At 35.5% G+C, this 25,955-nt stretch carries 24 protein-coding genes; 5 read left to right on the top strand and 19 right to left on the bottom strand.

All coding sequences use genetic code 11. From position 1 onward, the window contains the following. Positions 1-4: 4 nt before the first annotated feature. The 12 genes from BMZ41_RS13460 to BMZ41_RS13405 all read right to left on the bottom strand — a co-directional run bounded on the left by BMZ41_RS13460 (position 5) and on the right by BMZ41_RS13405 (position 12,040). Positions 5-1,228 (bottom strand): UTP--glucose-1-phosphate uridylyltransferase, encoded by a 1,224-nt coding sequence (locus BMZ41_RS13460; protein ID WP_090530513.1) that lies wholly within the window; start codon positions 1,226-1,228, stop codon positions 5-7. Positions 1,229-1,430: 202 nt separating this feature from the next. Further along, entirely contained in the window at positions 1,431-2,648 is a 1,218-nt protein-coding gene (locus tag BMZ41_RS13455) for an ATP-grasp domain-containing protein (protein ID WP_090530510.1), read from the bottom strand. Positions 2,649-2,704: 56 nt separating this feature from the next. Further along, complete coding sequence (locus BMZ41_RS13450) at positions 2,705-3,676, bottom strand: glycosyltransferase family 2 protein (protein ID WP_090530507.1); 972 nt, start codon at positions 3,674-3,676, stop codon at positions 2,705-2,707. A 4-nt stretch (positions 3,677-3,680) separates the two neighbouring features. After that, the gene (locus BMZ41_RS13445) at positions 3,681-4,433 is read right to left on the bottom strand and encodes a WbqC family protein (protein WP_090530504.1); all 753 of its coding nucleotides are present in this window, start codon (positions 4,431-4,433) and stop codon (positions 3,681-3,683) included. A gap of 1 nt (position 4,434) precedes the next feature. Continuing rightward, on the bottom strand, positions 4,435-5,385 hold the full coding sequence (locus tag BMZ41_RS13440) for an acyltransferase family protein (RefSeq protein WP_090530501.1): 951 nt from the start codon (positions 5,383-5,385) through the stop codon (positions 4,435-4,437). A 6-nt stretch (positions 5,386-5,391) separates the two neighbouring features. Then, entirely contained in the window at positions 5,392-6,501 is a 1,110-nt protein-coding gene (locus BMZ41_RS13435; protein WP_090530498.1) for a DegT/DnrJ/EryC1/StrS family aminotransferase, read from the bottom strand. 12 nt (positions 6,502-6,513) lie between these two features. Then, complete coding sequence (locus BMZ41_RS13430; protein ID WP_177184238.1) at positions 6,514-8,166, bottom strand: ABC transporter ATP-binding protein; 1,653 nt, start codon at positions 8,164-8,166, stop codon at positions 6,514-6,516. Between the two features lie 126 nt (positions 8,167-8,292). Further along, a complete protein-coding gene (locus tag BMZ41_RS15965; RefSeq protein WP_255405349.1) occupies positions 8,293-8,619 on the bottom strand; it encodes a core-2/I-branching beta-1,6-N-acetylglucosaminyltransferase family protein in 327 nt (108 codons plus the stop codon). Then, on the bottom strand, positions 8,589-9,215 hold the full coding sequence (locus tag BMZ41_RS15960) for a beta-1,6-N-acetylglucosaminyltransferase (RefSeq protein WP_090530490.1): 627 nt from the start codon (positions 9,213-9,215) through the stop codon (positions 8,589-8,591). Before BMZ41_RS15960 ends, BMZ41_RS15965 begins: the two co-directional genes overlap by 31 nt. Positions 9,216-9,228: 13 nt before the next feature. Then, entirely contained in the window at positions 9,229-10,314 is a 1,086-nt protein-coding gene (locus BMZ41_RS13415; protein WP_090530487.1) for a glycosyltransferase family 2 protein, read from the bottom strand. A gap of 15 nt (positions 10,315-10,329) precedes the next feature. Next, positions 10,330-11,301: a glycosyltransferase family 2 protein gene (locus BMZ41_RS13410; protein ID WP_090530483.1), complete on the bottom strand. Its 972-nt coding sequence runs from the start codon at positions 11,299-11,301 to the stop codon at positions 10,330-10,332. 1 nt (position 11,302) lies between these two features. Beyond that, positions 11,303-12,040, bottom strand: coding sequence for a glycosyltransferase family 32 protein (locus BMZ41_RS13405; RefSeq protein WP_090530480.1), 738 nt, complete (start codon positions 12,038-12,040; stop codon positions 11,303-11,305). A gap of 53 nt (positions 12,041-12,093) precedes the next feature. Between BMZ41_RS13405 and BMZ41_RS13400 the strand changes: the two genes are divergently transcribed. Then, positions 12,094-13,023: a glycosyltransferase family 2 protein gene (locus tag BMZ41_RS13400; protein ID WP_177184237.1), complete on the top strand. Its 930-nt coding sequence runs from the start codon at positions 12,094-12,096 to the stop codon at positions 13,021-13,023. Here BMZ41_RS13400 and BMZ41_RS13395 read toward each other — a convergent pair. Genes BMZ41_RS13395 through BMZ41_RS13370 form a run of 6 tightly spaced genes read right to left on the bottom strand, consistent with a single transcriptional unit; the run spans position 13,010 to position 19,671 of the window. Further along, a complete protein-coding gene (locus BMZ41_RS13395; protein WP_090530471.1) occupies positions 13,010-14,056 on the bottom strand; it encodes a glycosyltransferase family 2 protein in 1,047 nt (348 codons plus the stop codon). The genes BMZ41_RS13400 and BMZ41_RS13395 overlap by 14 nt on opposite strands. Positions 14,057-14,060: 4 nt before the next feature. After that, positions 14,061-16,157, bottom strand: a complete 2,097-nt coding sequence (locus tag BMZ41_RS13390) for a glycosyltransferase (RefSeq protein WP_090530468.1) — start codon at positions 16,155-16,157, stop codon at positions 14,061-14,063. A 6-nt stretch (positions 16,158-16,163) separates the two neighbouring features. Beyond that, positions 16,164-17,294: a glycosyltransferase family 4 protein gene (locus BMZ41_RS13385; protein WP_090530464.1), complete on the bottom strand. Its 1,131-nt coding sequence runs from the start codon at positions 17,292-17,294 to the stop codon at positions 16,164-16,166. Positions 17,295-17,324: 30 nt separating this feature from the next. Continuing rightward, the gene (locus BMZ41_RS13380; protein ID WP_090530461.1) at positions 17,325-18,233 is read right to left on the bottom strand and encodes a COG1361 family protein; all 909 of its coding nucleotides are present in this window, start codon (positions 18,231-18,233) and stop codon (positions 17,325-17,327) included. An 8-nt stretch (positions 18,234-18,241) separates the two neighbouring features. Continuing rightward, positions 18,242-18,946 carry a CpsD/CapB family tyrosine-protein kinase gene (locus BMZ41_RS13375; RefSeq protein WP_090530458.1) on the bottom strand — a complete coding sequence of 235 codons (705 nt, stop codon included), beginning with the start codon at positions 18,944-18,946 and terminating at the stop codon, positions 18,242-18,244. An 11-nt stretch (positions 18,947-18,957) separates the two neighbouring features. Continuing rightward, the gene (locus BMZ41_RS13370) at positions 18,958-19,671 is read right to left on the bottom strand and encodes a Wzz/FepE/Etk N-terminal domain-containing protein (RefSeq protein ID WP_090530454.1); all 714 of its coding nucleotides are present in this window, start codon (positions 19,669-19,671) and stop codon (positions 18,958-18,960) included. A 240-nt stretch (positions 19,672-19,911) separates the two neighbouring features. On the opposite strand from BMZ41_RS13370, the gene BMZ41_RS13365 reads away from it, so the two are divergent. The 4 genes from BMZ41_RS13365 (at position 19,912) to BMZ41_RS13350 (ending at position 25,617) form a co-directional block, all read left to right on the top strand. Then, a complete protein-coding gene (locus BMZ41_RS13365) occupies positions 19,912-20,796 on the top strand; it encodes a beta-1,6-N-acetylglucosaminyltransferase (protein ID WP_090530452.1) in 885 nt (294 codons plus the stop codon). Between the two features lie 223 nt (positions 20,797-21,019). Next, positions 21,020-22,147 carry an O-antigen ligase family protein gene (locus BMZ41_RS13360; RefSeq protein ID WP_177184236.1) on the top strand — a complete coding sequence of 376 codons (1,128 nt, stop codon included), beginning with the start codon at positions 21,020-21,022 and terminating at the stop codon, positions 22,145-22,147. A 190-nt stretch (positions 22,148-22,337) separates the two neighbouring features. Then, on the top strand, positions 22,338-23,708 hold the full coding sequence (locus tag BMZ41_RS15875; RefSeq protein ID WP_242942069.1) for a hypothetical protein: 1,371 nt from the start codon (positions 22,338-22,340) through the stop codon (positions 23,706-23,708). A 100-nt stretch (positions 23,709-23,808) separates the two neighbouring features. Then, complete coding sequence (locus BMZ41_RS13350; protein ID WP_090530445.1) at positions 23,809-25,617, top strand: hypothetical protein; 1,809 nt, start codon at positions 23,809-23,811, stop codon at positions 25,615-25,617. 127 nt (positions 25,618-25,744) lie between these two features. Here the strand turns inward: BMZ41_RS13350 and BMZ41_RS13345 are convergent. Then, positions 25,745-25,955: group II intron maturase-specific domain-containing protein (locus BMZ41_RS13345; RefSeq protein ID WP_304442051.1), on the bottom strand; the 211-nt coding region annotated here is incomplete at its 5' end.

Here is a 25,955-nt window from a genome sequence, read left to right as displayed (position 1 = left end):
CCCTTTACAATACTACACCATTTTTCTGAAGTAACTCTCTTGCACTATCTACTGAATCTACCCCATGAAGATTCTTGATTGGTGCGAACTCATAATTTCTATCAACCTCAAATGCAAGATTGTTATCCATCATATGAATCATATCAAGAACTAAAAGTTCGAACTTATATCCATTTGGCTCTGTAGGCGAAACCTTCTCACCTGCCTCATTAACAAATGGAATCTTCTTTTCTACTACGTGAACAACAAGGTTGTTGTTAACAATCTCACCAAGCTTCTCAACTGAGAATAAGTAGTTAAGAATAACACCATATTTGTAAAGAAGACTTCCGTCCTCAGCCTTTGCCTCAGACATCTCCTTTGACATCTCATAGTACTCTACGATGCTTGGCTTGCCATCCTCTAAGCAAAGAAGTCCCATCTTCTCAGCTGGCTCTACCTTACGAACAACCTTTGAACCTGATACATAGTTTCCAAGGATTGTAGCGCCAACAAATAAAGGATCTGCAATTCTCTGAAGAACATTATCTACAGCAAATACGTTGATCCACTTAAGACCACGTGCCTGAATATCACTCTTAAGACCTGCCTTCATCATAGAAGCATACCAACCACCGTTTCCGTTTGGTGATGTAGCAAGACGACCTTCCTCCTCAAGAAGAAGCTTTCCGTCATAATCTACTGCGCAAGCCATATCCTGAATGAAGAACTTAACGTAATCTGGATTGTAACCGAAGTAATTGTGCTCCTTAAAGAAGTTCTGAGTAGCTTCATCGTTCTTCTCACTAGTCATGATGTAAAGAGGAACAAATGCACCTGCCTTATTAACTACTTCCATAAGGTTATTGATGAGGCACTCGAAAATAAATAACTCGTGTGTCTGACCAACATTGTAGCAACCCTTTGGTAAATCAAAACCAAGACGTGTACCCATACCGCCTGCGAGAAGAACGGCTCCTACCTCGCCTTTTTTGATGGCCTCAAGACCTGCTGCTTCGAACTCAGCCTTTCTCTCAGCGATTTCTGAAAGCTCAATAGCTGGAGGAACTGTAAACTCTCCTCTAGCATCATTTGAATCATTTCCGATGAGCTTGAAATCAGACCAGTTGATATTTTCTATCTGAGCAAGAAATGCTTCCTGCTTTTCAGCGGAAAGATTATCAAACCCTTTCATTACATGACCCTGTCCAGCTTTTTCAAGGATCTCAATAGCTTTTTCCTTTGTCATATATCTCTATCTCCCTACTATATTTTGTCCCTGTGAAACATTTTGGGGTGATATTTTTCACCACAACTTTCTCCGAGTTCACAGTTTCTTCACAAGTGTATATATAATACTATCTTTTTGGCAAAAAATGTGCATAAAAATGCATGCTTTTTATGTTGCATAATAGTGATTTGACACACTTTTAAATATTGTGTGTAGATTACTACACAGCATAGCCTTTCTCGAATCTATAGTGATATACCAAATCTTTTCCTGTTTCAGAAATAACCTTAACAGTGTTATTGATTAATTCTATATATTCCTCGTGGTGTTCAACGTCTGTAAAGAACATAATGTATCCAAGCACCTGCTTCATTCCTGTGTTTTCCTGAACTATGTCGCCCACCTGTCTAAACTGCTGAATATTAAATTCCTGTGGACGAGCTCTTAAAACATCAAGTCCCCTTATTTCAGCAATTTCACCTGGCTTTAACCAGATAGCATAACTAAATAATTGTCCCTGCTGTGGTACTGTCTTTGGATTTGTATTTTCTCCCAAAGCATTATCAAGCATTACGTCGCAAAGGAACTTTTCACCTGGAAATTTGCCTCCTGGCAAACGATAATTCATTTCAAGAACAGCAACCTTTTCACCATCAGTGATAACCTGAATACCTGCAACACCAGCTTTGATTTCGAGCTTCTCAAAAAGCTCAACAATTGGCTTTTCTAGTATTTTCTCAAACATTTTCTTGTGCTTGGTTGGACATGCTCCAAATACACGTCTGTGAGCGTCATATTTGCAGGCACAATCATCACCCGCTGCGTTCATATAAGGCACTCCGTCTATGACTCCGTAAATAAGTCCTACCTGCTCACCAGGCACAAATTCTTCTACAATAACTCTCTTGATTGTAGACTTTTCATAAGCATCCAAATATCCCTCTGTTAGCTCGGCTTCATTATTGCAGATATGAAGCCCAATGCTAGAACAACCATCCGCTGGCTTAACAACAGCTGGATATTTTATCTTTGCCAAATCGTCCGCTCTCAATTCTATATCAAGATCGTATTCATATGGAACTGGGATACCACATTCCTGACAAATCTCTTTGAAAGCCAGTTTGTCATTTGTAATATCCCATGCCTTCTGATTGGCATAAAATGGTAAATTTAATCTTTCGCAAAGTTCTTTATTAGCTTTAATACAAACTTCGCTGGCGCCGCAAAGAATGGCGTCGATTTTTTCCTGTTTACATCTCTCCTCTATAGTATCGATATCAAGAACACTTAAATTCCATGCCTCATCTGCCATGGATTTCACTGGAGACTGTTCCAGCAAAAGATTGTCAGTAACAATTGTGTACACTCCCCTTTCTTTCGCATGTTTAATAAGTTCATCCACATGACAATTGTTGCCCAACAATAATAATTTTTTCATAACACATAACCTCAATTTCTAATAACTCAAAAAATACTACTACCCTTATTCAGTTTTTATATTCTTCCCTTTAACTTAAGGATTAATCCCCTGAGGTGTCTTGTCGAATGTATGCGCTTTAATCCTTTCTTATCATAAGAATCCTCAATTAGCTGATTGAGAATCACCTTATAATCTTCTTTTGAAAATTTATCTGCACAAGCTTCAAGCTTATACAATTCATATTTTCTTCTGTCATCAAAGTTAAGATCCAATCCAAGGACCTTGGCTGTTTTTTCCATGTCCTTCATTCCAGCCATGTACTTTAAAACATTGTCCTTGCTGTAGAAGTCATTCTGTGATGACCATGAACCACTACCTTCTGTAAGAACATAACGATATGCTGCAAGATATTCTCCAAGGTTGTACATCTTACCAACTGCAAGCATGCAAAGCACCTGAGAACGGTCGATCATCTGGCTAATATCAATATTAGCAGCCATAAGCTTCTGCTGAAGTGCTCCATATGCTACTCTTCTATACATTGATGTGGCTGTCTGTCCTGGAAGAAGGTAATCCTGGAACATCTTAAGAGTATACTCTCCACCTTCCTTCATGAAGCCACTCCACTGCTCAAGCTTTTCCTGTCTGTTTCCTTCTGCATCAACAATATGACAAAGACCAAAACAAGCAACATAATCTGGATGTGAATCCAAGAAATCAACCTGCTTCTGAAGCTTCTTTTCATCAAGCCAGTAATCATCACCCTCGATGAATGCAATATACTCTCCCTGAGCACGCATCATAATATCAAGAGTGTTTCCTGTCATTCCTAAATTCTTTTCACGGAAAACTGGAACGATAATATCAGGATACTTTTCTGCAAACTCCCTGATAATTTCTGCATTGCCATCTGTTGAACAATCATCTCCAACAATAGCTTCAAACTCAAAATCAGCCTTCTGTGAAACAATACTTTCGAGTGTTTTACGAATGTATTTTTCCTGGTTGTATGTAGCGACTACAATACTTACTTTCTTATTTCCCATAAGATTATTCCTCCACAATGTCGGCAGGACTTTCATAGCCATCTACCAACTCATAATCATTTAGCATTTCTGCTATCTGCTCCTTAGAACAGAACATCATAATATCTATAATGGACAGACTTGGTACAAACTCGTTACCAAACTGTTCATATTTAATGTCAGGATTCGCTTTTACGAATTTAAGTCCAACACCGTTTGCTCTAAAGAAATCCTGGAAATAAAGCTTTGTTCCTCCGATAGGATTGTAGTACTCAGTACCTCCCAGCTTCTTGCATGTAGCGATAACATAATTTTCTCTCTTATAATCTCTATCAAGAATTACATCTGTAGAAGCCGATTTAATTGGGGTAGTGATACCAAGCTCTCTTGCTGTGAGCTTAATGGCATTCTCAAGGAATGCTGCCAGATTCTTTCCCTCTTCAGTAAGACCAAATTCAAGAACCTGTTTTACATGCTCATATACACGTTCAAAATTAGGGGCATGTCTGTACTCGCACTGAAGAGTATGAAGCATCTTCTCTATTTCTTCCTCAGTTAGAGCTGTCTCATGCTCATTAATAAGTCTATTCTGTGATGGCTTATGAACAGGAAGTCTAAAGTACTGTGGCTCTTTATTTATTAGCACTTTGTTTCTGTTTATATATCCCTGTTTAATAAAGTTTAGATTGTCTGCAAGAACAAACTCATCCACCGCATTAATAAGCTGCCAATATCCTATATAAGGAAAAAAATATGGCTGATTAATTCCTAACTTCAATTTAAATTTCCCTCTTTTCTATAATAGTTTTAAGCTTTAACACGCTTCTATTAACAATTACCGCTGATATGATTGTTAACACTATTGAGAAAATCAATACTAGTATATTTTTGCTAAATACCCTTTGCATCAACATAATTATAAGCTGATGTGTTAAAAAGATTTCCCATGTGTACTCCCCTATAAAGTAAAACAATCTGGATTTCAGATTTAACCTCTGAAGGAACAACACGATGATAACGGCCATTGTAGTGGAACGTATCATTGTTGCATAGTCAAACGGCAGCCTAACGGTTGTCAGATAAATACTGACTACAGTGAAGACTGTAGCAGCTGGCATTATAAGCCAATAGATTTTACCTCTAAAAAAATTGGTGATTTGATCCTTGTACATAAACAAGGCAACACCCATGAAGAAGGTCAATATGTCGTCATACCACCAATCACCAAATCCTAATATCTTAAGACTTAAAGGGTAAATCATATTACCTATAAAAATGAAAGCTAATCTTTTTTTGTTTGAATCAAATAATGAATATGCAATATCCGATAAAACAAAGAAAAAGAGAATTGCTGCCAAAAAATTATTGGTTGGAAGTGTGAAAATAACTATTGGTAAATATAATCTCCAGCTTCGTTTAATCCACATCTTTTTCAAATCAGGCTTTCCCTGTAATCGGGAATATCCCAATGCCGTTGTATAGCCTGATATCAGGAAAAAGAGTGCTATAGTAAACTGTGCGAAAAAATAAACTCCAAAAACTGGACCTTCGCAGTTGTTTAGCTCAACAAAATGATGAAAAAATACAAATATAATTAGTATTCCTTTTAGGGTCTGCGTCTGTCGTTTTGAAAAGAATTCCTTTTCAAATTCCCCTGTGATGTAACGATGTGAAAATGCATATAGCACCATTAATGGGAAAACGACTAATCCTATAATATTAGTTCCCATTAATAATTAATTTTTCCTTTCGATAATGCTACAGATTCTTTCAACCTGTGAAAGCTCAAGATCTGTATATAAAGGAAGTGTAATAACCTGTCGCGAAATGCGGTGTGCAACTGGAACATCTCCCTTATATCCTGCATCCTTAAAACATGCAAATTCATTTGTGATAGGATAGAAATATTTTCTGGCATGAATTCCCTGAATTCCAAGGAGCTGATACAATGCATTTCTGTCCATGCCATATTCTTCCTCGTCCACGATAATTGGACAATATGTGTAATTAAGCTCTACCGCATCCTCATCATATTGAAGGAGCTTAATTCCCTTCACCTGTGAAAGACGCTTCCTGTATGTATCAAAAAGAATCTTTCTTTTTTGTCTGTTTTCCTCAAAATGAGATAGGTTACAAAGACCCATAATAGCCTCGAACTCGTTCATCTTTGCGTTCGCGCCAACAAACTCTACATTCTCCTCATCCATGATTCCGAAATTGTGAAGCTGATATACTCTTCTCATAACTTCAAAATCTTTTGTCACTGCACATCCACCTTCGATTGTGTTGAAGGCCTTTGTAGCATGGAAACTGAACATTGAAGCGTCTCCCGCCTTTGCAATGTTAACTCCGTTTACCTTTTCGCCAAAAGCATGTGCTGCATCGTAGATAACCTTTAGATTGTGCTTCTTTGCTATCTCTTCGATTCTGTCGATATCGCAAGGCATTCCATATACATGAACTGGAACAATCGCTGTTGTTTTATCTGTGATAAGTGACTCAATTTTATCTACATCTATTGTGCAGTCGCTTTCTCTAATATCGCAAAAAACTGGTGTTAAACCATTACGCACAATAGCATGTGTTGTAGATGCAAATGTAAATGGAGTAGTAATAACCTCCCCCGATAAATCCATGGCCTGCAAAAGCATCTCAAGTGCCATATGACCATTGCTAAGTGTGAGGCAATAGTCCACATCCATAAATTCCTTTAGTTCAATAACAAAATCCTTTGTAAATTTACCTAAATTTGTAAGATTATGTGTCTGCCAAATTTCCTTTAAGTATTCTACGTACTCCTCTAATGGTGGAAGTACTGGTCTCGTAACATAAATCTCCTGACTCATAACTATTTCCCTTTAAAAATCATTCATTAGCTGTTGAATTTCAGCTTCGTTTATTACAGTAACCTTAGTATCGCATATACGATATACTCTATCGCATGCTGATAACACACTTGGACGGTGTGTTGTAAGGATACATGTACGCTTTGTGTCCTTCTTCATGAGGTTGCTAAGAACTTTTCTTTCTGTAGCAACATCAAGAGCTGAAGTAGCCTCATCCATAAGAAGTATAGGTGTTTTTCTAAGAATTGCTCTTGCAATGGCAAGTCTCTGATTCTGTCCCTCTGAGAATCCAACACCACTCTCACCTATATTGTGATATATACCATCTGGAAGCTTCTGAACGAAATCGTATGCACATGACTGCTTCAATGCATCAATTATTTCCTCATCTGTTGCCTCCGGAGCGATGAGCTGCATATTTTCTTTGATTGTTCCCGATAGCATCGTATTTCCCTGTGGAACATATGCTATAAGTGAACGTGTCTCTGTTGAAAATGCATATTTTTCTCCGGAATCTGGAAGCTGAGCATATACATCTCCAGCACCAGCCTTAAGGATTCCAAGAAGAATTCTCAGCATTGTAGTCTTACCTTCACCTGAAGGGCCTACAAGAGCAATAATCTCTCCTGGATTAGCCTCCAATCTTACATTATTGAAGATTTGGCGACCTGTCTTATATGCAAAGCTCATGTCATCAACATGAACAGAAACACCATTTTTATCTGTTTCAACAGCAAACTTTTCATAAGCAGCTGTTTCAACAAGCTTCTCATCATGAATATTAATTACTTCACGAACTCGTTCAATAGCAACTGTAAGCTGTAATGAAATTGGAATCTGCTGTAATAAAGCTTTTCCAGCGACGGCAATTCTGTATGCCATCATAATTACAATTGTAAGAGCGCCGAATGTCATAGCTCCTGACTCTACACGGAAGAACGCCCAGCCAATACAAATAATCGCTGAAATAATTCCTGAAAGATAAGTAACTACCCAGGACATAAGTGAATAGAAGTTTGACTTCATGTCTGCAGCATATCTTTCCTCTTCCAGTAGCTTGATTCTTCCATAGAATTCGTCTGCAAGGCCAAATGCCTTAACCGCCTGAATATTGTGGAAAGATTCCTTATTGTAAGCAGTCTCTCTACTTTCAATTCTTCGAATCTCAGCCTGAGAATCATAAATTTTTCTCATAAAGATTCTAGATGATAGGGCAATGATTGGAGCCACAATAACAACTACCAAAATCATGCTGGCATCATTTATAAGAATGACTGCAAGCGAAACTAAAATCATCATTGACTGAGTGATAATTGTAGTAAGGAACGTTGTAACATTCATTGAGATTGTCTTCGAATCGTTAGACATTCTTGTAATTAAATCTCCCGAGTGGAAGGCTGTAAGCTCTTCCCAGTCTGACTTAACTACCTTGTTAAACAATTTCTTAACCATGTCCGCCTGCATAGTGTTGTAATTCCATGCAGAGATTCTGTTTGAAGAAATACTAAGTACGGCGTTTACCACAAATAGTCCGATGTAGAACAATCCCATTGATACAACTTTGTCTGTATTTTTTTCAATGGCGAAATCAACAACATTTCCAACCTTATATGTGATTAAGAAATCTACCGCTAATCTACACACTTCAACCAAGGTATATAACAAGATTCTTCCCATATACATTTTGTAAAAGGAGAAGACCCATTTTAAATTGTGATATAGTCTTAGAATTATGCCGTCTTTGTAATTTAATACCTTTGATTTATATTTGTTCAAAACTAACTCCTTTTGTTAATTATTATTTACTGAAATATGTTTAAAAAGATTTTCTATAAGCTTAGGAGCATTTTTATATGACACCTTTCTAACAAAAAGCTTATCTGATGCTTTAAGTTCTTCAATATCTTTATTCCTAAACTCGTATGGTTTACCTCGACTCCAATCTATCAGTCTTAGATTATCAGGTTTTCCATTTTCACCCTTAAAGATTCTTTTTCCAAAATCCGAATTCATAGCCATAGTGGAAATAAACATTTCATCTGGGCCATTTGTCATCTTAAAAATCTTAAATATTTTGTTTCTATTTGCTACAAGATATCTGGCAAAAGCGTCGGTGATAGAAAACCATTGATCGCCCTTATAGAAGAAATCATTTCCATATTTTTTGTACGATCTATTCCTAGTCTTTTCTGTAGCTTCATACTTTTCCATTCCTTGTTTCCAAGCCATGCAACAAAGTAATTTAACCAACGAAACCGAGTATTAACTCCTTTACTTGTCCATCTAAAAAATGGAAAATAATACTTTACTTTGTAGATAAAAGTATTTTCAGCATCATTTTCATTGAAGCAATCTATATGCTCCGAATTATCATTTTCAAGAATCCTGTGGATTTCATCCTGAGATTTTAATGGAAAATCATTTCCTGAAATAAGATGATAATAATGATAATGCTCATTTGAAATTGCAGCCTTCAAAAGCCTTAGCTCACAATCGACAATGCTAACGTGCCCCCAATAAACTTTTATTCTGGGAACGATATGTAATTGCGATTTTTTAACACAGGCAGCAAGCTCCTGAAAAGGAACATTTTTTGTTTTTTTGTCTATATGCAAATAAATATCATTTCTCTCATCATCTATTGCTCTAAGCAAATACCTTAATGATTCAAAATCATTGTGAGCCATGACGAGATATGCATGTCTCTTTTTCAAAACAAACTCTCCTTTAGGTCAACCTCCACTCTACTATGGTTTCCCTTTTGCGCAATCTACGATATATATCGTATATCTTCAAATTTACTTTTCCTACAAAATCACCTTTTGTATATGAGTTAACATATTGACCAAATCTGTAGTAAAGTCTCGCCCTATCACTACGGCAAAATGTGCTAAACTCCCCTTTGTGAGTCAATGCTTCTTCAAGGTACTTCATGTAATAATCATCCTCAAGAGTTCTTACAACCTTCATTGTCTCCTCTGCGGTGTGTCCCTGACTACCATGAAGTATAAGCTTGAAAAATATCTGGTAAAATTTATCTTGTATATCTCCGGAGAAAACAGTATTAAACCTATCTTCAATTCCCTTTGCTAACGCCAAATGTTCATCTATTATTCTATTTAAAGCTGTTATACAGGCCATGGCTGAACCTGAACGGGTAACATAATAATATATTCTATCTTCTATGCAATTAATGGAATCTGCATAAAATCCATAACATATATTAAATGCTAAGTCCTCACCCATGTGGCAATTCTCATTAAACCTTATGTTGTGCTCTCGAATTATGGATGAAATATATATTTTACTCCATACCTCGTAACCAATCTTATACTCTAAAATGTTATCTCTTATAAATTCGAAGCGAACCCTCTGACTACTTATGTCAAATACTCCTTTTAAAAAGTCATATTCACCATGAAAATCACCGTTTTCATCAACACAATGATGCTGACAACTCACCCAAGTTGCACCAGATGATTCCAAAGCATCTACCAAAGTTTCAGTGGCATCCACCTTTAAATAATCATCTGCATCAACAAACTGTAAATATGTCCCATTTGCATGATCCAGTGCATAGTTTCTAGTTGCAGAAACCCCTGAGTTCTCTTTATGTAATCCTTTGACTCTTGAATCTTTTTTCATAAGTGTCTCAATATGAGCCCATGTATCATCCGTAGAGCCATCATCAACTACCAAAACTTCTATTTCTCTGTAAGTCTGTGCCAAAATAGATTCTATACATTTTTCTATATATTTTTCCACATTGTAGGCTGGAACAATTATAGAAACCAGCTTCTTTGAATCACTCATAACTCTCCCCCTAAATTAATAGTTTACAAATTTCTTACAAAACAATCCCGGTGTAACGGTAAACATTTTGTATTTTATGCGCTGCTTATCTGTTAGAAGCTTTTGATATTCATTAAATATATCATCATACTTCTTTTTAGAAGCATACTGCATTGACTTGTTTCCTTCTTTATAGAAGCTTGCTGTCTTGAGCAATGCCCATTTTAAGGTAACAGCAGCGAACTGTAGGTCATCCTCACCACCGGCTTCAACAGCAAGTTTTACTCTTTCTATATAGGCATCTATAACATGTAGATGACGAATATCATTGTTATTTTTTGAACCTGTTATACTCTCATCGTTGTTTCGATACACGTAACTCTTAATAGGAACAAAAGTAACCTTATTTATTTTCTGAAGAAGCTTATTAATCATAAACTCATCTTCATGGAACTTTCCTTTATCAAATCTCAAATCATTGAATATTTCACGCTTATACATTTTGTTCCAGGAAACAACCATCAGCACATATTCTCTGGAAAGTGGATTCACCAGCCATTCTCTACATTCCTTGGAAGAATTTAGGATTATTACTTCATCCAATGGTTTTTCAGTCTCTGCCAGTCTTGAAGAAACAATATCGCATATAGCTATATCCGCATCTGTCTTTTTCATGGCAATCATAAAAGCTTCTAAATAGTTTTCTTTTAAGAAATCATCAGAATCCACAAAACAAATATATTCACCCTTTGCCTGATTCAAGCCAGCATTTCTTGCAGCGGAAAGTCCACCATTTGACTGATGAATAACCTTTATTCTTGAATCCTTTTTGTACCATTCATCACAGATAGTTCCACTAGAATCCTTCGAACCATCATCCACAAGAATAAGTTCAAAATTTGTGTAAGTTTGCTTGATGATTGAAGTAATACAACAATCCAAAAAACTTTCCACATTATATACGGGAACGATAACTGATATTAATTTATCTTGTGCATTATTCTCCAAATCAGTTTTCTCCTTTTAGCTTATCCTTAATAGTAATAATATCTTTAAACAGCTTCTGTCCTTTTTTCTCTCCAAAGACTCTGTTAAGAACTCTCATTAATACTGTATATTTACGAGATCCTTTTCCCTTCCAGCTTTCATCAAAATGATGAATGGAGAAGGTATTTGCTGTAATTTTTATCTTTCCTGTCGACCAACTCTTTGGGCAGAAATACTCCACAGGATATATTTCCATTCCATCCAGCTTCTGACGACTTCCATCTAGCCTTAACCCATGGTTAAGTAGGACCTTTGTTCTAAGCTTTGGGCTCTCGATATATTCTTCTAAGCCATCATATTCTGAAAGCATCTCTTTAAATATTGGATAATTGACAACTCCTCCGAAGCCCTGTCCATCTCCTATAAGATCGTCTCTTTCAAAACCAATGAAAGCCTCGCTCTCACACAATGGAGATAAGTCTTTTAAAACCTCAACATCGGTATCCAAATAAATACCGCCGTACTGTACCAGTACATCTAATCGGGCATAGTCAGAAACAAACGCCCATTTTTTATCATTAAAAGCTTTTTCCATAAAAGGATGCTTGTGAATATCGTAATTATTTTCATTCCATTCTATGATTTCAAAATCTGGACAGCTCTTTTTCCAGGAGTCAATACAACGCAAAACGCTGGCAGATTTCTCCGCCCCGCCGAACCAAAAATAATGAATTTTTTTAGGTATCAGTAATTCACTCATATAACTCCTCAAGCTTCATTGCAGTGATGATTAAATTCACATATAATCAAGATATGAATAAAACAATCACAACAATAATTCCATTTTTTAATTGTGGCACAGACCTTTGCCAGATGCTTGATAGTATTCTGGCCGGCACTGTTATGCCCGAAGAAATACTTTTAATCGATGATGGTTCCACCGATAACTCAGCTGCAGTAGCAATGGAATACTCTGAAAAGTATCCCTTCATAAAATACATACATCAAGAGCACGCTGGTGTATCCACCGCAAGGAACCTTGGAGCCAAATATGCCACATCACATTGGATTAGCTTCCTAGACGCAGACGACTATTTAGAAAAAAATTTTTATGAAAGCATGAAGTCTGGTCTTAATGATGAAAACCAGGCCGGCTGTGTCTGTGGATATTTTACCGAAGTAGATGGTGTTACCACCGCCTATACTGGCTCGTATGAAGAAGTAATTGACTCATTCACCCTTTTAAAAGCCATGTTTACTGACGATAACGTCAGAGGCTTTTTATTTACTCGTCTCTTTAGAGCCGAGCTATTAAAGGAAGCTTCCTTTAATACCGCTATAAGTATGTGTGAAGATTTATTATTTCAAACCACATTGTTATCTAGGAATCCTAATTTGAAATTTACTTATATAAATCTTCCTTTATATCACTATATGCAAAGTAGCACATCTGCGACCAATAACATTAATCTGTTCAAAGGAACAGTATTTAAATATAAACCTGCCTTCGATGAAATCAGAAATTTGATTTCTGAAGACTTTGTAGAGGACAGCTATAATTCAATTCTTGAATACAGCATGTACCGTCTTCTAAAAGAATATAAGAATGGGAATAAAGAGGTGCTACCTCAAATTAGAGGAGTTCAAACTGAACTAAAAAATGTTCATCCTTCCCATTCCTCAAAAAGGCGCCTGGCCTACATAATCGCTCCGATTATGTATAGCCATCTTAGCCCTTCATAAGCTGGTATATACCACGGAAGAAATAGAATATCTGGAATATTCCAGTTCTTAAGCACACATATCTAAGTGTGCTTATTTTTTTTGCAGCGTATATCTCTTTAAGCGTATTTTGAAATTCTTTTGACTTTAGCTCTTTACATAACACCTTTTTAGCATTATGCACCTTGCCATATCGATGGGCCTCATACATACTTGTAAGCCTGCTAACCCAGTCATTTACATAAATACCTTTTACTACCATTACATTTTCATCTGTAACTCCTGGTTGTGACATTTCCCAGTTTACAAAACGTTTATATATGCATTTCGTATCCTCCAAATCACTGGCGTGATATGAAATTGAAAGGCTTTCTCCTGTTCGTTTGACGTAATGATAAAGGCACTTATTCACTACACCAATATTGCCTGTACAGTGATCTAAATAGTCAAGATTAAATTTTAAATCTTCCCCGATATTTATATCATTATCAAAAACAATATTGTTTTCCCTGATTATTTCAAGGTTATAGCATTTATTAGTAACAAAATTAAATAATTTAAGCCATGCAAGAGTGGCTGATGAAGCACGCGAAAGAAGATAATTTTCCCCTTCCACAAAGCCATGTGCTGCCTCTAACAGATGTTTTTTATTTTTAACATTTTTGTTATAAAGATTATCAAAAAACATACCACAGCATATAAAACTTACATCTGAGTTCTTCCATTCATTTATTGCCTGAACATAGCACTCTGCCATATCAGGCTCTGGATAATCATCAGCGTCGCAAAAAATTATATATTCTCCTGTAGCTTTGCTCATGCCTTCATTTCTAGTAGCCGAAACACCCGCATTAGCATGTGTGTACACTTTTATTCTAAAATCTCTATTGGCATATTCTTTAAGAATTGCATATGAACTATCTGTAGATCCATCATCAATCGCTATTATTTCAATCTCTTGATATGTCTGATTTAATAACGCGTCAAGGCAATTTCCTATGCAATTTTCAGCATTGAATACCGGTATTACTACCGACAAAACTTTTCTTTCCATTACATTAAACCTTTATAAATTTCCATAGATATAAAGCAAGTTTTTTCTTTACGTTTATATTCTGTGGAATTTTGTACTCCCTGATAAGATGATTGTATTGTTTTTTTAGGATGTTCTTGTCATCTTCTGTCATCCTATAAACATACTTAATATATTCTAAAAGTACCAGGATTGAGTAATCAGCCAAAACAGCCTCATTTTTGCTTTTAAAAAAATGTATACGCTCCTTAAGCGCAATAACATAATCTCCATATCTATTTTCTAGACCTGAAGACATGATGCTCTTTTGATTCTGATAATACTTATAAAAACAATCTGGTACATAAGCAACTAACGTTGACTTATACAATATTTTATATGTGGTAGCCTCATCCTCGTGCAAACGTTCCTCCGGAAATCTTATTTCATCCCAAAGAGATGATTTATAAAGCTTGTTCCAGGCTGTAGTGCAAATGTTATTATTGCTCATCATTTCCATGACTGCTTCTCTTCCACTCCACATTCCTGATTTACTATTAGTAAATGGAGCTTCTGGCTTAGTGTCAAACACCTTACTAATCCCACATGCAACCACATCCGCTCTGTACCTAATAGCCGATGCAAGCAATTTATCACATGTATCTGTATCTATATAGTCATCGCTATCCACAAAGAATATATATCTACCACTTGATACATCTAAACCAGAATTTCTTGCTCCCGATAATCCGTGGTTATTTTGGTGGATAACCTTTATTCTGGAATCTACCTCTGCAAGCTCATCACAAAGCTTACCACTGTTATCTGTTGATCCATCATCTACAAGTATTATTTCTAAATCAGTGTAGGTTTGATTTATCAACGATTTAACGCATCGTTCCAAATACCTTTCAACATTATAAACAGGAACAATAATGGAAATCTTATTTTGTGAACATTCTGTGTCTAGAATATCCACTAGTTTATAATAATAGGTATTTATGTCAAACTCCACAACTCTTCTTGCCTCAGAAAAGGCTTTTTTGCCAAGTTTTTTTCTATATTCAGAATCAAGAATTAGTTTTTCCATTTGAACAGACAGAGTGTGTGTAAAATCTGAATTCTTATCTACTATAACAGCTCCTTCACCTACCACCTCTGGAATAGCTCCAGAATTGGTTGTTATAAGAGCCATCCCCTTTGCAATAGTTTCTAATGCAACTAGCCCAAATGGTTCTTCATCAATAGTAGGCATAACCACTATGTCAAAATCATTATATTTCTCGGCCATCGCATTAGTTGTGAGACGTTTATGACAAAATATCTGTTCTGGATATTCCTTGGCCATTTTATATATCTTTTTTTCATAAGCTGTAGGATTATCCGAAAAACCATATATATCAAGCGTAACTATATTTTTGTATTCATCAGAAATATGGCTAATCATAAGCTTAAAGGCTTCAACAGCTTCTTTAACACCTTTAGTAGGAATAACTCTTCCTGCATATAGAAGTCTAACCATCCCATCAGCTACTCTGGTAGTCATAGAATACCTATCAAGCTTCACACCGTTATACAGCATATGTACAACAGCATCTTTTGAATACTTTTGAATCTGAGATTTAATATACTCACTTATAGCAATAAACTGCACGCCATTTCTTGTCAATGTTGAAATATATTCTGGGGAACGGTAGATATCTACATCATTATGCATATGAAAATATATAGGATAATCTCTAGAATAATCGATTCTTTTTAACAACTCTATAGCCAAGGACATTTGATTTTCAATAATTACAGCAAAATAAGAACCATCCATTTTTGATGATTCTTCTATAAATGTGGATATAATTTGCTTATCAAAAAATCGCTTAGCACTTTTATTCTTGATACTTCTATAGTACTTATCGCAAACTCTATCCTTTTTTGAAGTAATAGTATCTAGTGAAATTGGAATAATATTAGTATACGAATATTTCTTTAGATTATAAGAACTGTCTGCAATTGTATATAAATCAATTACAAATTTTTTCGATATTTCGTTTTGATCAACAATGCATGTAATTAATTCTTCAACGGCCCCGCCCATAGAGGCAGGAACCGGAAGAACGCAAGGTGCAATAATTGCTATCTTTTTCATAACACTTTACAAAGCTTTCAATCCACACTTATAGAGTTCAATTGTTCTAGTCACCACGTCGTCCCAATTATACTTTCCAAGGACATAATCCGCCGCTTGTTCCTTGTAAGCACATACCTCTGTTTTATTATCTAAAAGCTGGATAAGCTTCTCCTTCAAGTCATCTACATCACCTTTTTTAAAGGTAATACCCTTGTCAGCAACAACCCCGGCTGTCTCATTTATATCACTTACAAGACAGCAGTTTCCGTAGCTCATTGCTTCAAGAAGAGAAATCGGCATTCCTTCAACATCACTTGGGAGTACATATAAATACGCGTTTGAGTAAAGCTCCTCAAGTACTTTTCCCTGTTGAAAGCCTAACAGCATGATTCTGTCATCTTCTCTCGCAGCTCGCTTTATTTTAGAAACATAATCGTTACTATGGCTTGTACCACCAACAATAACAAGTTTTTTGTCAGTATGAATTTGCTTATAAGCCTTAATCAAATAATGAAGCCCCTTTTCTGGTACTATACGTGCCAAAAACAGGATATATTCATCTTTCTTTAATCCAAACTGCTCTGTAATTTCCTGAGCTTCAAGAATCTCAGGTTTTCCTATTCCATTAGGAATAAGTGTAGCTTCACGTCCATATTTATCCTTAAAGAACTTCTTATTTCCTTCAGATAAAACAATAAGCTCGTCAGCATACTTTGCTGCACATTTCTCACCAAATTCTAAATATCTGGTAGCAAATCCACCCCATTTCGCCCTCTGACTATCGATGCCATGAATTGTGGCAACTGTATGTATTCCAAGCAAATGTGGCAGCCATAACATAGCGCAAGAACCAGATGCATGATAATGAATAACATCATAGTGATGGAAAACTGCATGTAATGTAGCCAGCACTGAATAAATAGTAGCATTTAAGCTTTTCTTTTGAGATGTAGGAACTGTAATGAGGTGGATACCTTTATACATCTTACCAACTTGTATATCATTTTCCGCTCCTGAAACATGATGTCCTGCTCTGTTATAAGCATAGACCTCATGTCCCTCAGCCACCATCTTAGAAGCAAGCTCTTCTACAACTATTTCGATTCCACCTTCGCGTGATGGAATTCTTTTGTGACCTATCATAGCTATTTTCATTACCAAATCTCCCTAAATAATGCGATAAAATTATCTTTTTTTCACGTAAATTGCTATTACAATTAATGTTAAAACTGCAAAGACTAGGGCTCCAACCTTTCCAACAAGCTCAACAATATGAGCAATATTGGACTCATCTTCAGAATTAACACTTTCTTTGCTAACTGTAATATCAAAACTTCCCAAATCATTAACAACTATTTCCCCATCAGCATCTGTATACTGAAGTGAAACATTAATCGTTTGATTGCCTGCCTCATCAAAAATCACATAATAATCATTTGTATAACTTTTTCCAGCATATACAGTGTCTAATTTGATTTCTTTACTCGCTGAAGAAACATTACCATCAAGAACAAGCTTTGCATCTGTAATATTTGCAGAGCTCTGATTTACATAACTGAACGCCAGTAACGATTTACCATTTACAATAGCATGTGAACTAACATCAATTGATTTTACTCCAATTGTACTTCCACCAGATGTTGGAATAACAATTGTTGACGTATTGGTCATTCTTGAGTTCTGTGATATATACTCAAATTGACATGTTAAATCCACTGCTGTACCTGAAAATGTATCGCCAATTACCAAAGGAACTGATACTTCTTTTGTTCCTCCAGCCAAAATATTACCTACATATACCTGATTAGATTTACCATAAGATGGATATATGATGCCCGTTGAATTATTAAGTGTCATTATTACACTGCTGGCATTTAAATAGTTGGATGCATTATGAAGTGTGAAATTAACTGTAATCTCCTTTCCTGCCTCAATCATGCCACCTTCTACTGAATAATTTTGTATTTCAACGATTGCTACAACTGAACCTTCACCCTCAGTTGCATTTGCCACCATTGTTATATTTGTTCCTAAACAAATAATAGCAAAGAGGCAAACAATAATTGTCTTTAAAATCTTGTTAAGCTTTCTCATCTCTGCCCCTAGCCTTTCTTATTATTTTTCTTAGCATATCGCTCATTTTGGAAGTAGTCGTAATCAGCATTTATTCTTACATACTGTTCCATATCAAGCTTATTAACTATAGTTCCAATAACGTTTGCTTTAACATCTGAAAGTGCATTTAGGGCATCAATAAGACCTTGTTTTGTGGTCTCTCCAATAGCAGACACCAAAATAGTGGCATCAACATTAACAGAAATTACCTTTGCATCCATAGCAGCATCTATAGCTGGCATATCATATATGATAAAATCATATGTACTAGCAAGTTCTTCTCTAGCTATATCCATTTTATTTGAACAAAGAAGTCGCACTGGATTATCAATCAATTCCCCACAAGGTATGTAAGAAAGATTCTCTGTTGTAGTCTCACATATTATTTTGTCAAGAGTTACTCTATCCATGAGGTAATCCGATAAGCCTTCTGAGACGTTTTCATTTAACCTCTTGTAGCGATTCTTCTTTCGCATATCACCATCGATAAGAACAGTTTTCCATCCTGAAGTTGCAAGAGCAGCCGCAAGATTAATTGCAACAGTAGTAGTACCATCGCCTGCTTCGCATCCACATATGGCAAAACTTTTGTACCCATTTTGTTTTTTTAGGATATGAAGATTCATAACTGCCTGATCAAAGGCATCATTTAACACATAATTATCATTTCTGTATATATCTAGCTTTTTCAATTTGGCACCTCCTATCCCTTATAATCTGGAATGATTCCGATTACAGGAATACTTTCTCTAAGTGAAGCCTCACGAATCGTACGGACTTTTCTATCAAAAATCTCGCAAGCAACCACAATAAGACATGCTAACAAAAAACCACCCATTAAAAACATTGCTCTCTTTTTCCATGCGCTCTTCTGGGCATCATGTGATTTGTGGTATGTATATGCATTATCTAATGTTTTTACCGAATCTGTATTAAGAATCTCAGCCATCTCAATGGCATATGACTGAGCCATTGCATCTGCCATCTCCATTGAAAGAGCAGGATCTACTGTTGTAGCATTAAAACTAATAATGGTAGCAGAACTATTCATAAAACTTGAAATAGTAGCAGTTGAGCTCTTTGTAGAAGATGAGCTTACAGATACAGCTCCCTGAACATCTGTCGCTGCAACATCACTACGGCCGATTATAAATGCTGCTCTTTGGCACACTTTATAAGAATTAGCTACATTTAAGTAAGCATTCATGGCTGTAACAGCATTTGTAGCATCTGCATAATTACCATCAGCTGCAGCGTAAACTGTCGATGTTGCTGTATACATATCCTCACCAACATTTAAAGTCAGACCCATCCCAATAATAAAAAACAGTATTGTAATAACAATAATAAATTTTTTCTTAAGAAGAAGTGCGTTAAAACATCTTCCCACATCAATTTCTAACTCATTTTTAATCATATCCAAATATCCTTCCTTGCTTTATAAAATGATACTATTCGCAATGTAAATGATTATATCATCATAACCCAAACCATGTATAGTGATAAAATAATTTATATTAACAAGCAATAATTTTTATTTTTTGTATATTTTCACAAAAAATACACACTTTATCTATTTCAACATTATTTATACATTAATTGATACTTTATTTTCTATAAGATATAATTATTTTGAAGTAATTTTACGGAGAATAATATGAGTAAACACGCTTATCTTATAATATGTCACAACAATTGGAAACAGTTGAATTTCCTTATAGATTGCTTGAACGATCCACGTAATGATTTTTATATCATGGTAGATTCTAAGGCTACAGATTTCGATTGTGAATACCTTACAAAATCAGTTCCTACAGATAATCTATATTTTGTGAATCAGATTGACGTACGCTGGGGAGATTATTCCCTGTTCGAAGCCTCACTTTCTTTATTGAAAGCAGCCTCTGCTCATCAAAAATATAGTTATTATCATCTGCTATCCGGAGTTGATATGCCATTGAAGTCTCAAACATATATCCATAATTTTTTTGATTCAAATCAAGGTTATGAATTTGTTGATTTCGACAATGAAGACTCTTCGTCCCTAGCATTTCGGCGTACGCGATATTATTATCTACTTCAAAAATATGTCGGTCGAAAACGAATTTCTTTTTTTAAGATATTACGCGATGTAATTTTGATTTTTGAAAAGATACTTCATGTTAACAGGGTGAAAGATATTCAGAGTTATCTGGCAAAGGGTTCAAACTGGTTTAGCATCACAGATGATTTTGCCCACTATATCATAGGTAAAGAATCCTTTATCAAAAAGTATTTTTATAACACATACATTTGCGATGAAATAGTTGTCCAGACATTGTTAAACATGTCTCCTTATAAAGATAATTGGTACGGAAATAAAAACCATTCTTTGGAATATCAAAATATGAGGTATTTGGACTGGGGACGCGGCAAACCATATACCTTCAGTAAAGATGACTTCTTTGAACTACATGAAGGAGAGTATCTGTTTGCCAGAAAATTTTCCACCGACATTGTGTCTAATGATATTAGGGACATTTTATTAAATAAAGAAAACTAAAAGGATTATTCTCATGTTTGTTTTTATATTCACATTACTACTGATTATTATTAATATATATTGCTTTGTTAAGAAGAAATATCTTTACCTCTTTATTCCATGTATGCTTTTTCTTCCGAAATATTATGGATTGGAGGTTTCCAGTTCTTTACCAATTTTAACAGCATCAAGAATTATGTTTATCGTTTTTTATTTCTATGCTTTTTTCAATAGGAAAAAATCTTTGAATTTGAAAGAGTTTAGTTTTAAAAAGCTATCATTAGAATATAAATTATTGATTGGCTATTTTGTTTTTAGACTAGTCTCAAATATTTACTACCTTCCTAAATATACGCAGCCTGCGAAAGCTATTATGGAGATAATATTTGAACAGCTGCTACTTGTTATAGCGTTTTATTTACTTGCTCCTACAAAGGAAGAAATAAACACAACCATGAAAATACTTGTTTATACAGCGACCATTTTCTTTATTTTAGGCATCCTAGAAAGTCTTAGCGGAGTTCGTTTATTTAATGCGCTTTATACTGTTTCCCGAGGAATGGTAAATGAATACTATTATAGACTAGGTCTTCTCCGTGCGACTACATCTTTGCTTATGCCTGGCACATATGGCAATATGTGTATCCTTATGCTTCCGCTTATCCTATATATGTACCAACAAACAAGTTTTAAAAGATATTTGGTCTCAGTCGGATTATGCAGTTTGGCTATTGTCCACTCTGGTTCTAGAGCTGTAATGATGTATTTAGCAGTACTACTTTTTATCTACTTTATATATGTCATTCGAACAAAAGAAGCAAGAATTAGATTTTCCAAAAATTGTATTACTATTGTAGCCTGCATTTTTGTCTTTGTTGCTGTAGCAAGTTTGCAAAATCCACTTTACAAATATTATTATGTTACCTCAGGAAAATCAGTCTTAAACGAAGTGGGTTTTGATTTTGATTTGAGTGAAGGTGCGCCTGCCAATACTAGTTTTGGTACAAATTCACATGGCTCACGTTCCAGAATAAGACAATTATCTGGCATTTTATATACTTCACGAATCAATCCTATTTTGGGCTTGGGTGCCGGAGCACAGCAACGAGCCGACGTTCATTACTATTGGGATAACCATTGGCACCCTGTGGGTAGCTACGATTTAGGAATCGTTGAAATATTCTGCAACGAAGGTCTCGTCGGAACCATCGGAATGTTATTTTGTATATTAGCATTATTACTTCTTTGTAAACACAATCGTATTTACATATTGATGTTTATCGCATATATTTTATCAACATTAAATACAGCAAATATGTATCCGTTTCTTATGTTATATGTTGTATTACTTTTAGAATACAGACAAGAGTAATCTTCGTTCCCTCTTATTTTACATATGGGTCATTTGCCACATGTTATACAAAAGGGAGTATATTTTCAGAAAACATATTTTTTATAATTTTTTTAATCTCTTTTTTCAAATATTACACAGTTTATTCATAGTAATTACCTACACTTTATTTACAGTGACAAATTTACCATGAAAGGAGCTGTTGTAATATATGAAAAGGTCTTTCGCAATTCTATTAGTAGCAGTTCTTGCACTGACACCAATCACTGTTTTGGCTACTGAAAACTCGCCAGAGGAAACTCCCGTGGTCGAGGAAAGCAGCTCTACAGAAACCAGTGAAGCTCCTGCTACGTCCGAACCAGTCACCGAACCAAATGCTCCAACTGAAGAACCCGAAGGTGATACACTAACACTGCCTGTCGATGCATCTTCTTCAACGTTGCTCGATTTGGATATTACTCCTTATGATGAGGATACTGCCGGAATTGAACCAAAGGATCCCGCCGCAGTGGAAAAATCAACATCAGATGAGCCATCTGATAAAGAGGAGGAAGAACATGAGCATGAGTTTGTGTACATCAGTAATGGTGATGGCACACATACAGTAAAATGCAAAGGTAAAATCCATCCTACATCTGGTGAAGATGAAGAAGTTGACTGCGAATACGAGCAGGTCGAAGAATGTACTTTCGATGAAGATGAAAAATGTATTTATTGTGGCTATATTAAAGAAGACGAAATTGAAGAATTCGATCCAGAAATCACTATTAGTGTTTCAAGCAACAATGTAATTGGTCAAAGTAATCCTTTAATTACAATGAATGTATCTCAAGAGGATTATGAGATAGCGTATGCTCAGGTTTGTTTTCAAGATTTTGCTGAAAATCAATACATAAATGTAGGTTTATCTAGAGGCCGATATTTTAATCCTAAACTAGATGAGTTTGTGAATACTTCTGATGACTTGTGGTATGCAAATCCTGATGTCTCTACTGGATTTGAAGCTGGAAAAATGTCAATTAGATCAATCTATGTACGTTGTACCACAGGTGAATCCGTTCACTATTCACTTGAATCTGGCACTTTACCAGACACAATGAGTAATATTTCATTTAGATTATCTGGCGAAGCTCCAGAACCAGAGCCTGTTCTTGACGATTTAGATTTAGGAACAGATTTTTATGATGGTGAAGATGCTCCAATTCCAGAACCTATTACTGATGAACCTGTTCCTGGAATTGATGCACCAGAGCCTGTAATCTCAGTGGGAGACAAAGAAGGACCTCCTGAAGAGTCTATAACAGTGCCTAAGGCACCTGCACCAACTCCTACTCCTACTCCTACTCCTACTCCTACTCCTACTCCTACACCAAAGCCTACTCCTACTCCTACTCCTACACCGAAGCCTACTCCTACTCCTACTCCTACTCCTACACCGAAGCCTACTCCTACTCCTACACCGAAGCCTACTCCTACTCCTACTCCTACACCAAAGCCGACTCCTACTCCTACACCAACACCGGCTCCAAGTAATAGTGGTGGTAGTTGGATGGACTTTATTAGACGAATATTTGGGTGGTAGTTTGATTAATTATATGATATAATGCTAGACGATGTTTGTAATTTTTTCTTAACATTATTAATTTTTTTTACATATTTATATAATTATTAGGAGGTATTATATGGGCTTGTATAATAGACTAACTAGAGAAAAAATACTTTCCATAATAATCATTATGTTGGTTGCAACAATATTTTTTATTGTGGGCAGTAATCACTCTATTAATATTCCTGAGGATGATACTCCACTAGTTGGTGTTTTTGAAGCAATGTTCTATGTAGAGAATTCAGAATCAGGTTCTAAAACCTGTATTGGCGATGGTCTCGTTAATACATCAGGTGATAAATATGGCGATGAAGCAGTTTCTTCAGCAATTATAAGTGCACCTGATTATTCCAACTATCTTTCAAAAGATCTAGGTATTGGTTGGAATAAAATAGTAAAGGTTGGAGATGTCCTTGAAGTAATTGGATATATTACTAGTAAACCTGAAATTGGCAAATCAAATATTGTTAGGTTTGCTACATTATCTGATTTAATGGCAGCAAATGTGCAGCCAGGTTTAACTGTCAAAACTAATGGCTATCTTACTCAATTTGACGGTGGAGCAGCTCAGTACACTATTTTGGCTAAAGCACCAAAAAAAGTAGATAATGTATTTAATATCAAACTAAATAATGGAAATATTGCATCATTGGTTTATGATTCCAATCAACCTGTAAATGTTGCCCTTTTTAACATTTTCCCTGGTGATGCCATTTCAGACAAGCTTAATAAGGCTATGACTTTGGCAGCTGGAAATGTTAGTGGACTTATTTTTAACAAGGGTACTTATTACATTGATAAGCCATTATCAATGACTGCTCTTAAGTATTATGGAAATAATACTACATTAGAGGTTGCGTCAAATTACTACACAAAATACACAGGCGTCATCACCACTAACAGTCCTACAGCAGATGTCCCATTTGAGCTACATGATTTAAATTTTAACTTCCCATTAACAAGTGGTCAGAAATTCCAAGGTGTTAGTGATTATAGCCATGCAATATTCTTGACATTACGTAATACTTCTCGCTGTTTAATTGATAATTGTAATTTTACTACTAACAATCCATCTGGAATCAAAAAGACTGTTATATTGGTTTGGTTTAAGCAAGGTACATACTATAAAAATGTAGAAATAACCAACTCTACATTTTATAATAATTCCGGTTCAAATCTTTCAACGAGTAAAAAATTATTAGGCGGATGTCTTTGGTTTAGCGGTGCCTCCGATTCCAGCCCAAGCAAAATTGAAAACATAAATATTTCCAATTGCAATTTCCATACCACATTAAACGATGAATCAATTGGTTTCTGGTATTGTAATGCTAAAGATATTCATATTAAGGGTGGAACTATTACAAACGCATATTGTAACAATGATAATGTCTTATCTTTTGTTGATGGTACATTCACTAATTGTGATGTGAACGGAGCTACATTCAATATTAATAGTCCTTCTATGTATTTAACAAAGATGGGAAATTTATGGGGTAAATCGGAAGTTAAATATAACAATTGTGTTTTCAATATAAGTAGTAAAAATCTACAACCTTATCAAAATGCTGTTTCTCTGTTCTTTATTTACCATGACAAAGATGGTAAGAACTTTTCAGATATCTCCACACTTACTGTGGATGGATGTACATTTAATTCAAGTGGATCTACAGGTTCTTACCGATGCATATTTATGACATTTGGTACTAAAAATAAAAAGATTTGCTTCAATAACGGAAAATTTAATAACTTAACATTGAAAGAATCTTACTCTACACTGGATAAATGTGATAATTGCCATTTCTATTCTACAAACACATTACATGATAAAGGCAAAAACGCATGTATTGTTGTGAGATCAACCAATGTTCAAGTATATGCTAAATAATTAAAATCGAGTAGGAGGGAGATTTAATTAATCTCCCGACCTCTCAGTCGAGTAAGTAGGAGGATTTTCACCTCAAACTTCTCACAGAACCGTACGTGAAGGTCTCCCTTCATACGGCTCTTATCATCTAACAATACGAATACATTTTGCTCCAGTGTGCAAACAATCTCGGCTCTCGTTTTCTTACAGACGTGAGCCATTTTTCTGCCCGTCTTCTATGACCACGAAGGTTCTTATATTTACACATTGCCCATTTTACTAGCCTACGTTCTATACATTGAAGTGTATATTTCATGGCTGATGGATTGAATTTCCCAAAATAATTAATCCAGCCTCTT

Source organism: Pseudobutyrivibrio sp. UC1225 (assembly GCF_900115215.1).
Lineage (GTDB): Bacteria > Bacillota > Clostridia > Lachnospirales > Lachnospiraceae > Pseudobutyrivibrio.
Note: the sequence above shows the minus strand (reverse complement) of the source record. Positions and strands in the feature narration are given on the sequence as shown.

Bases quoted from the DNA above. Each gene is read 5' to 3' on its own strand.
- BMZ41_RS13395 (WP_090530471.1), bottom strand. From the start codon at position 14,056: ATGGAAAGAAAAGTTTTGTCGGTAGTAATACCGGTATTCAATGCTGAA.
- BMZ41_RS13415 (WP_090530487.1), bottom strand. From the start codon at position 10,314: ATGAGTGATTCAAAGAAGCTGGTTTCTATAATTGTTCCAGCCTACAAT.
- BMZ41_RS13450 (WP_090530507.1), bottom strand. From the start codon at position 3,676: ATGGGAAATAAGAAAGTAAGTATTGTAGTCGCTACATACAACCAGGAA.
- BMZ41_RS13405 (WP_090530480.1), bottom strand. From the start codon at position 12,040: ATGAGTGAATTACTGATACCTAAAAAAATTCATTATTTTTGGTTCGGC.
- BMZ41_RS13350 (WP_090530445.1), top strand. From the start codon at position 23,809: ATGGGCTTGTATAATAGACTAACTAGAGAAAAAATACTTTCCATAATA.
- BMZ41_RS13365 (WP_090530452.1), top strand. From the start codon at position 19,912: ATGAGTAAACACGCTTATCTTATAATATGTCACAACAATTGGAAACAG.
- BMZ41_RS13455 (WP_090530510.1), bottom strand. From the start codon at position 2,648: ATGAAAAAATTATTATTGTTGGGCAACAATTGTCATGTGGATGAACTT.
- BMZ41_RS13460 (WP_090530513.1), bottom strand. From the start codon at position 1,228: ATGACAAAGGAAAAAGCTATTGAGATCCTTGAAAAAGCTGGACAGGGT.
- BMZ41_RS13380 (WP_090530461.1), bottom strand. From the start codon at position 18,233: ATGAGAAAGCTTAACAAGATTTTAAAGACAATTATTGTTTGCCTCTTT.
- BMZ41_RS13400 (WP_177184237.1), top strand. From the start codon at position 12,094: ATGAATAAAACAATCACAACAATAATTCCATTTTTTAATTGTGGCACA.
- BMZ41_RS13440 (WP_090530501.1), bottom strand. From the start codon at position 5,385: ATGGGAACTAATATTATAGGATTAGTCGTTTTCCCATTAATGGTGCTA.
- BMZ41_RS13390 (WP_090530468.1), bottom strand. From the start codon at position 16,157: ATGAAAAAGATAGCAATTATTGCACCTTGCGTTCTTCCGGTTCCTGCC.
- BMZ41_RS13385 (WP_090530464.1), bottom strand. From the start codon at position 17,294: ATGAAAATAGCTATGATAGGTCACAAAAGAATTCCATCACGCGAAGGT.
- BMZ41_RS13370 (WP_090530454.1), bottom strand. From the start codon at position 19,671: ATGATTAAAAATGAGTTAGAAATTGATGTGGGAAGATGTTTTAACGCA.
- BMZ41_RS13435 (WP_090530498.1), bottom strand. From the start codon at position 6,501: ATGAGTCAGGAGATTTATGTTACGAGACCAGTACTTCCACCATTAGAG.
- BMZ41_RS15875 (WP_242942069.1), top strand. From the start codon at position 22,338: ATGAAAAGGTCTTTCGCAATTCTATTAGTAGCAGTTCTTGCACTGACA.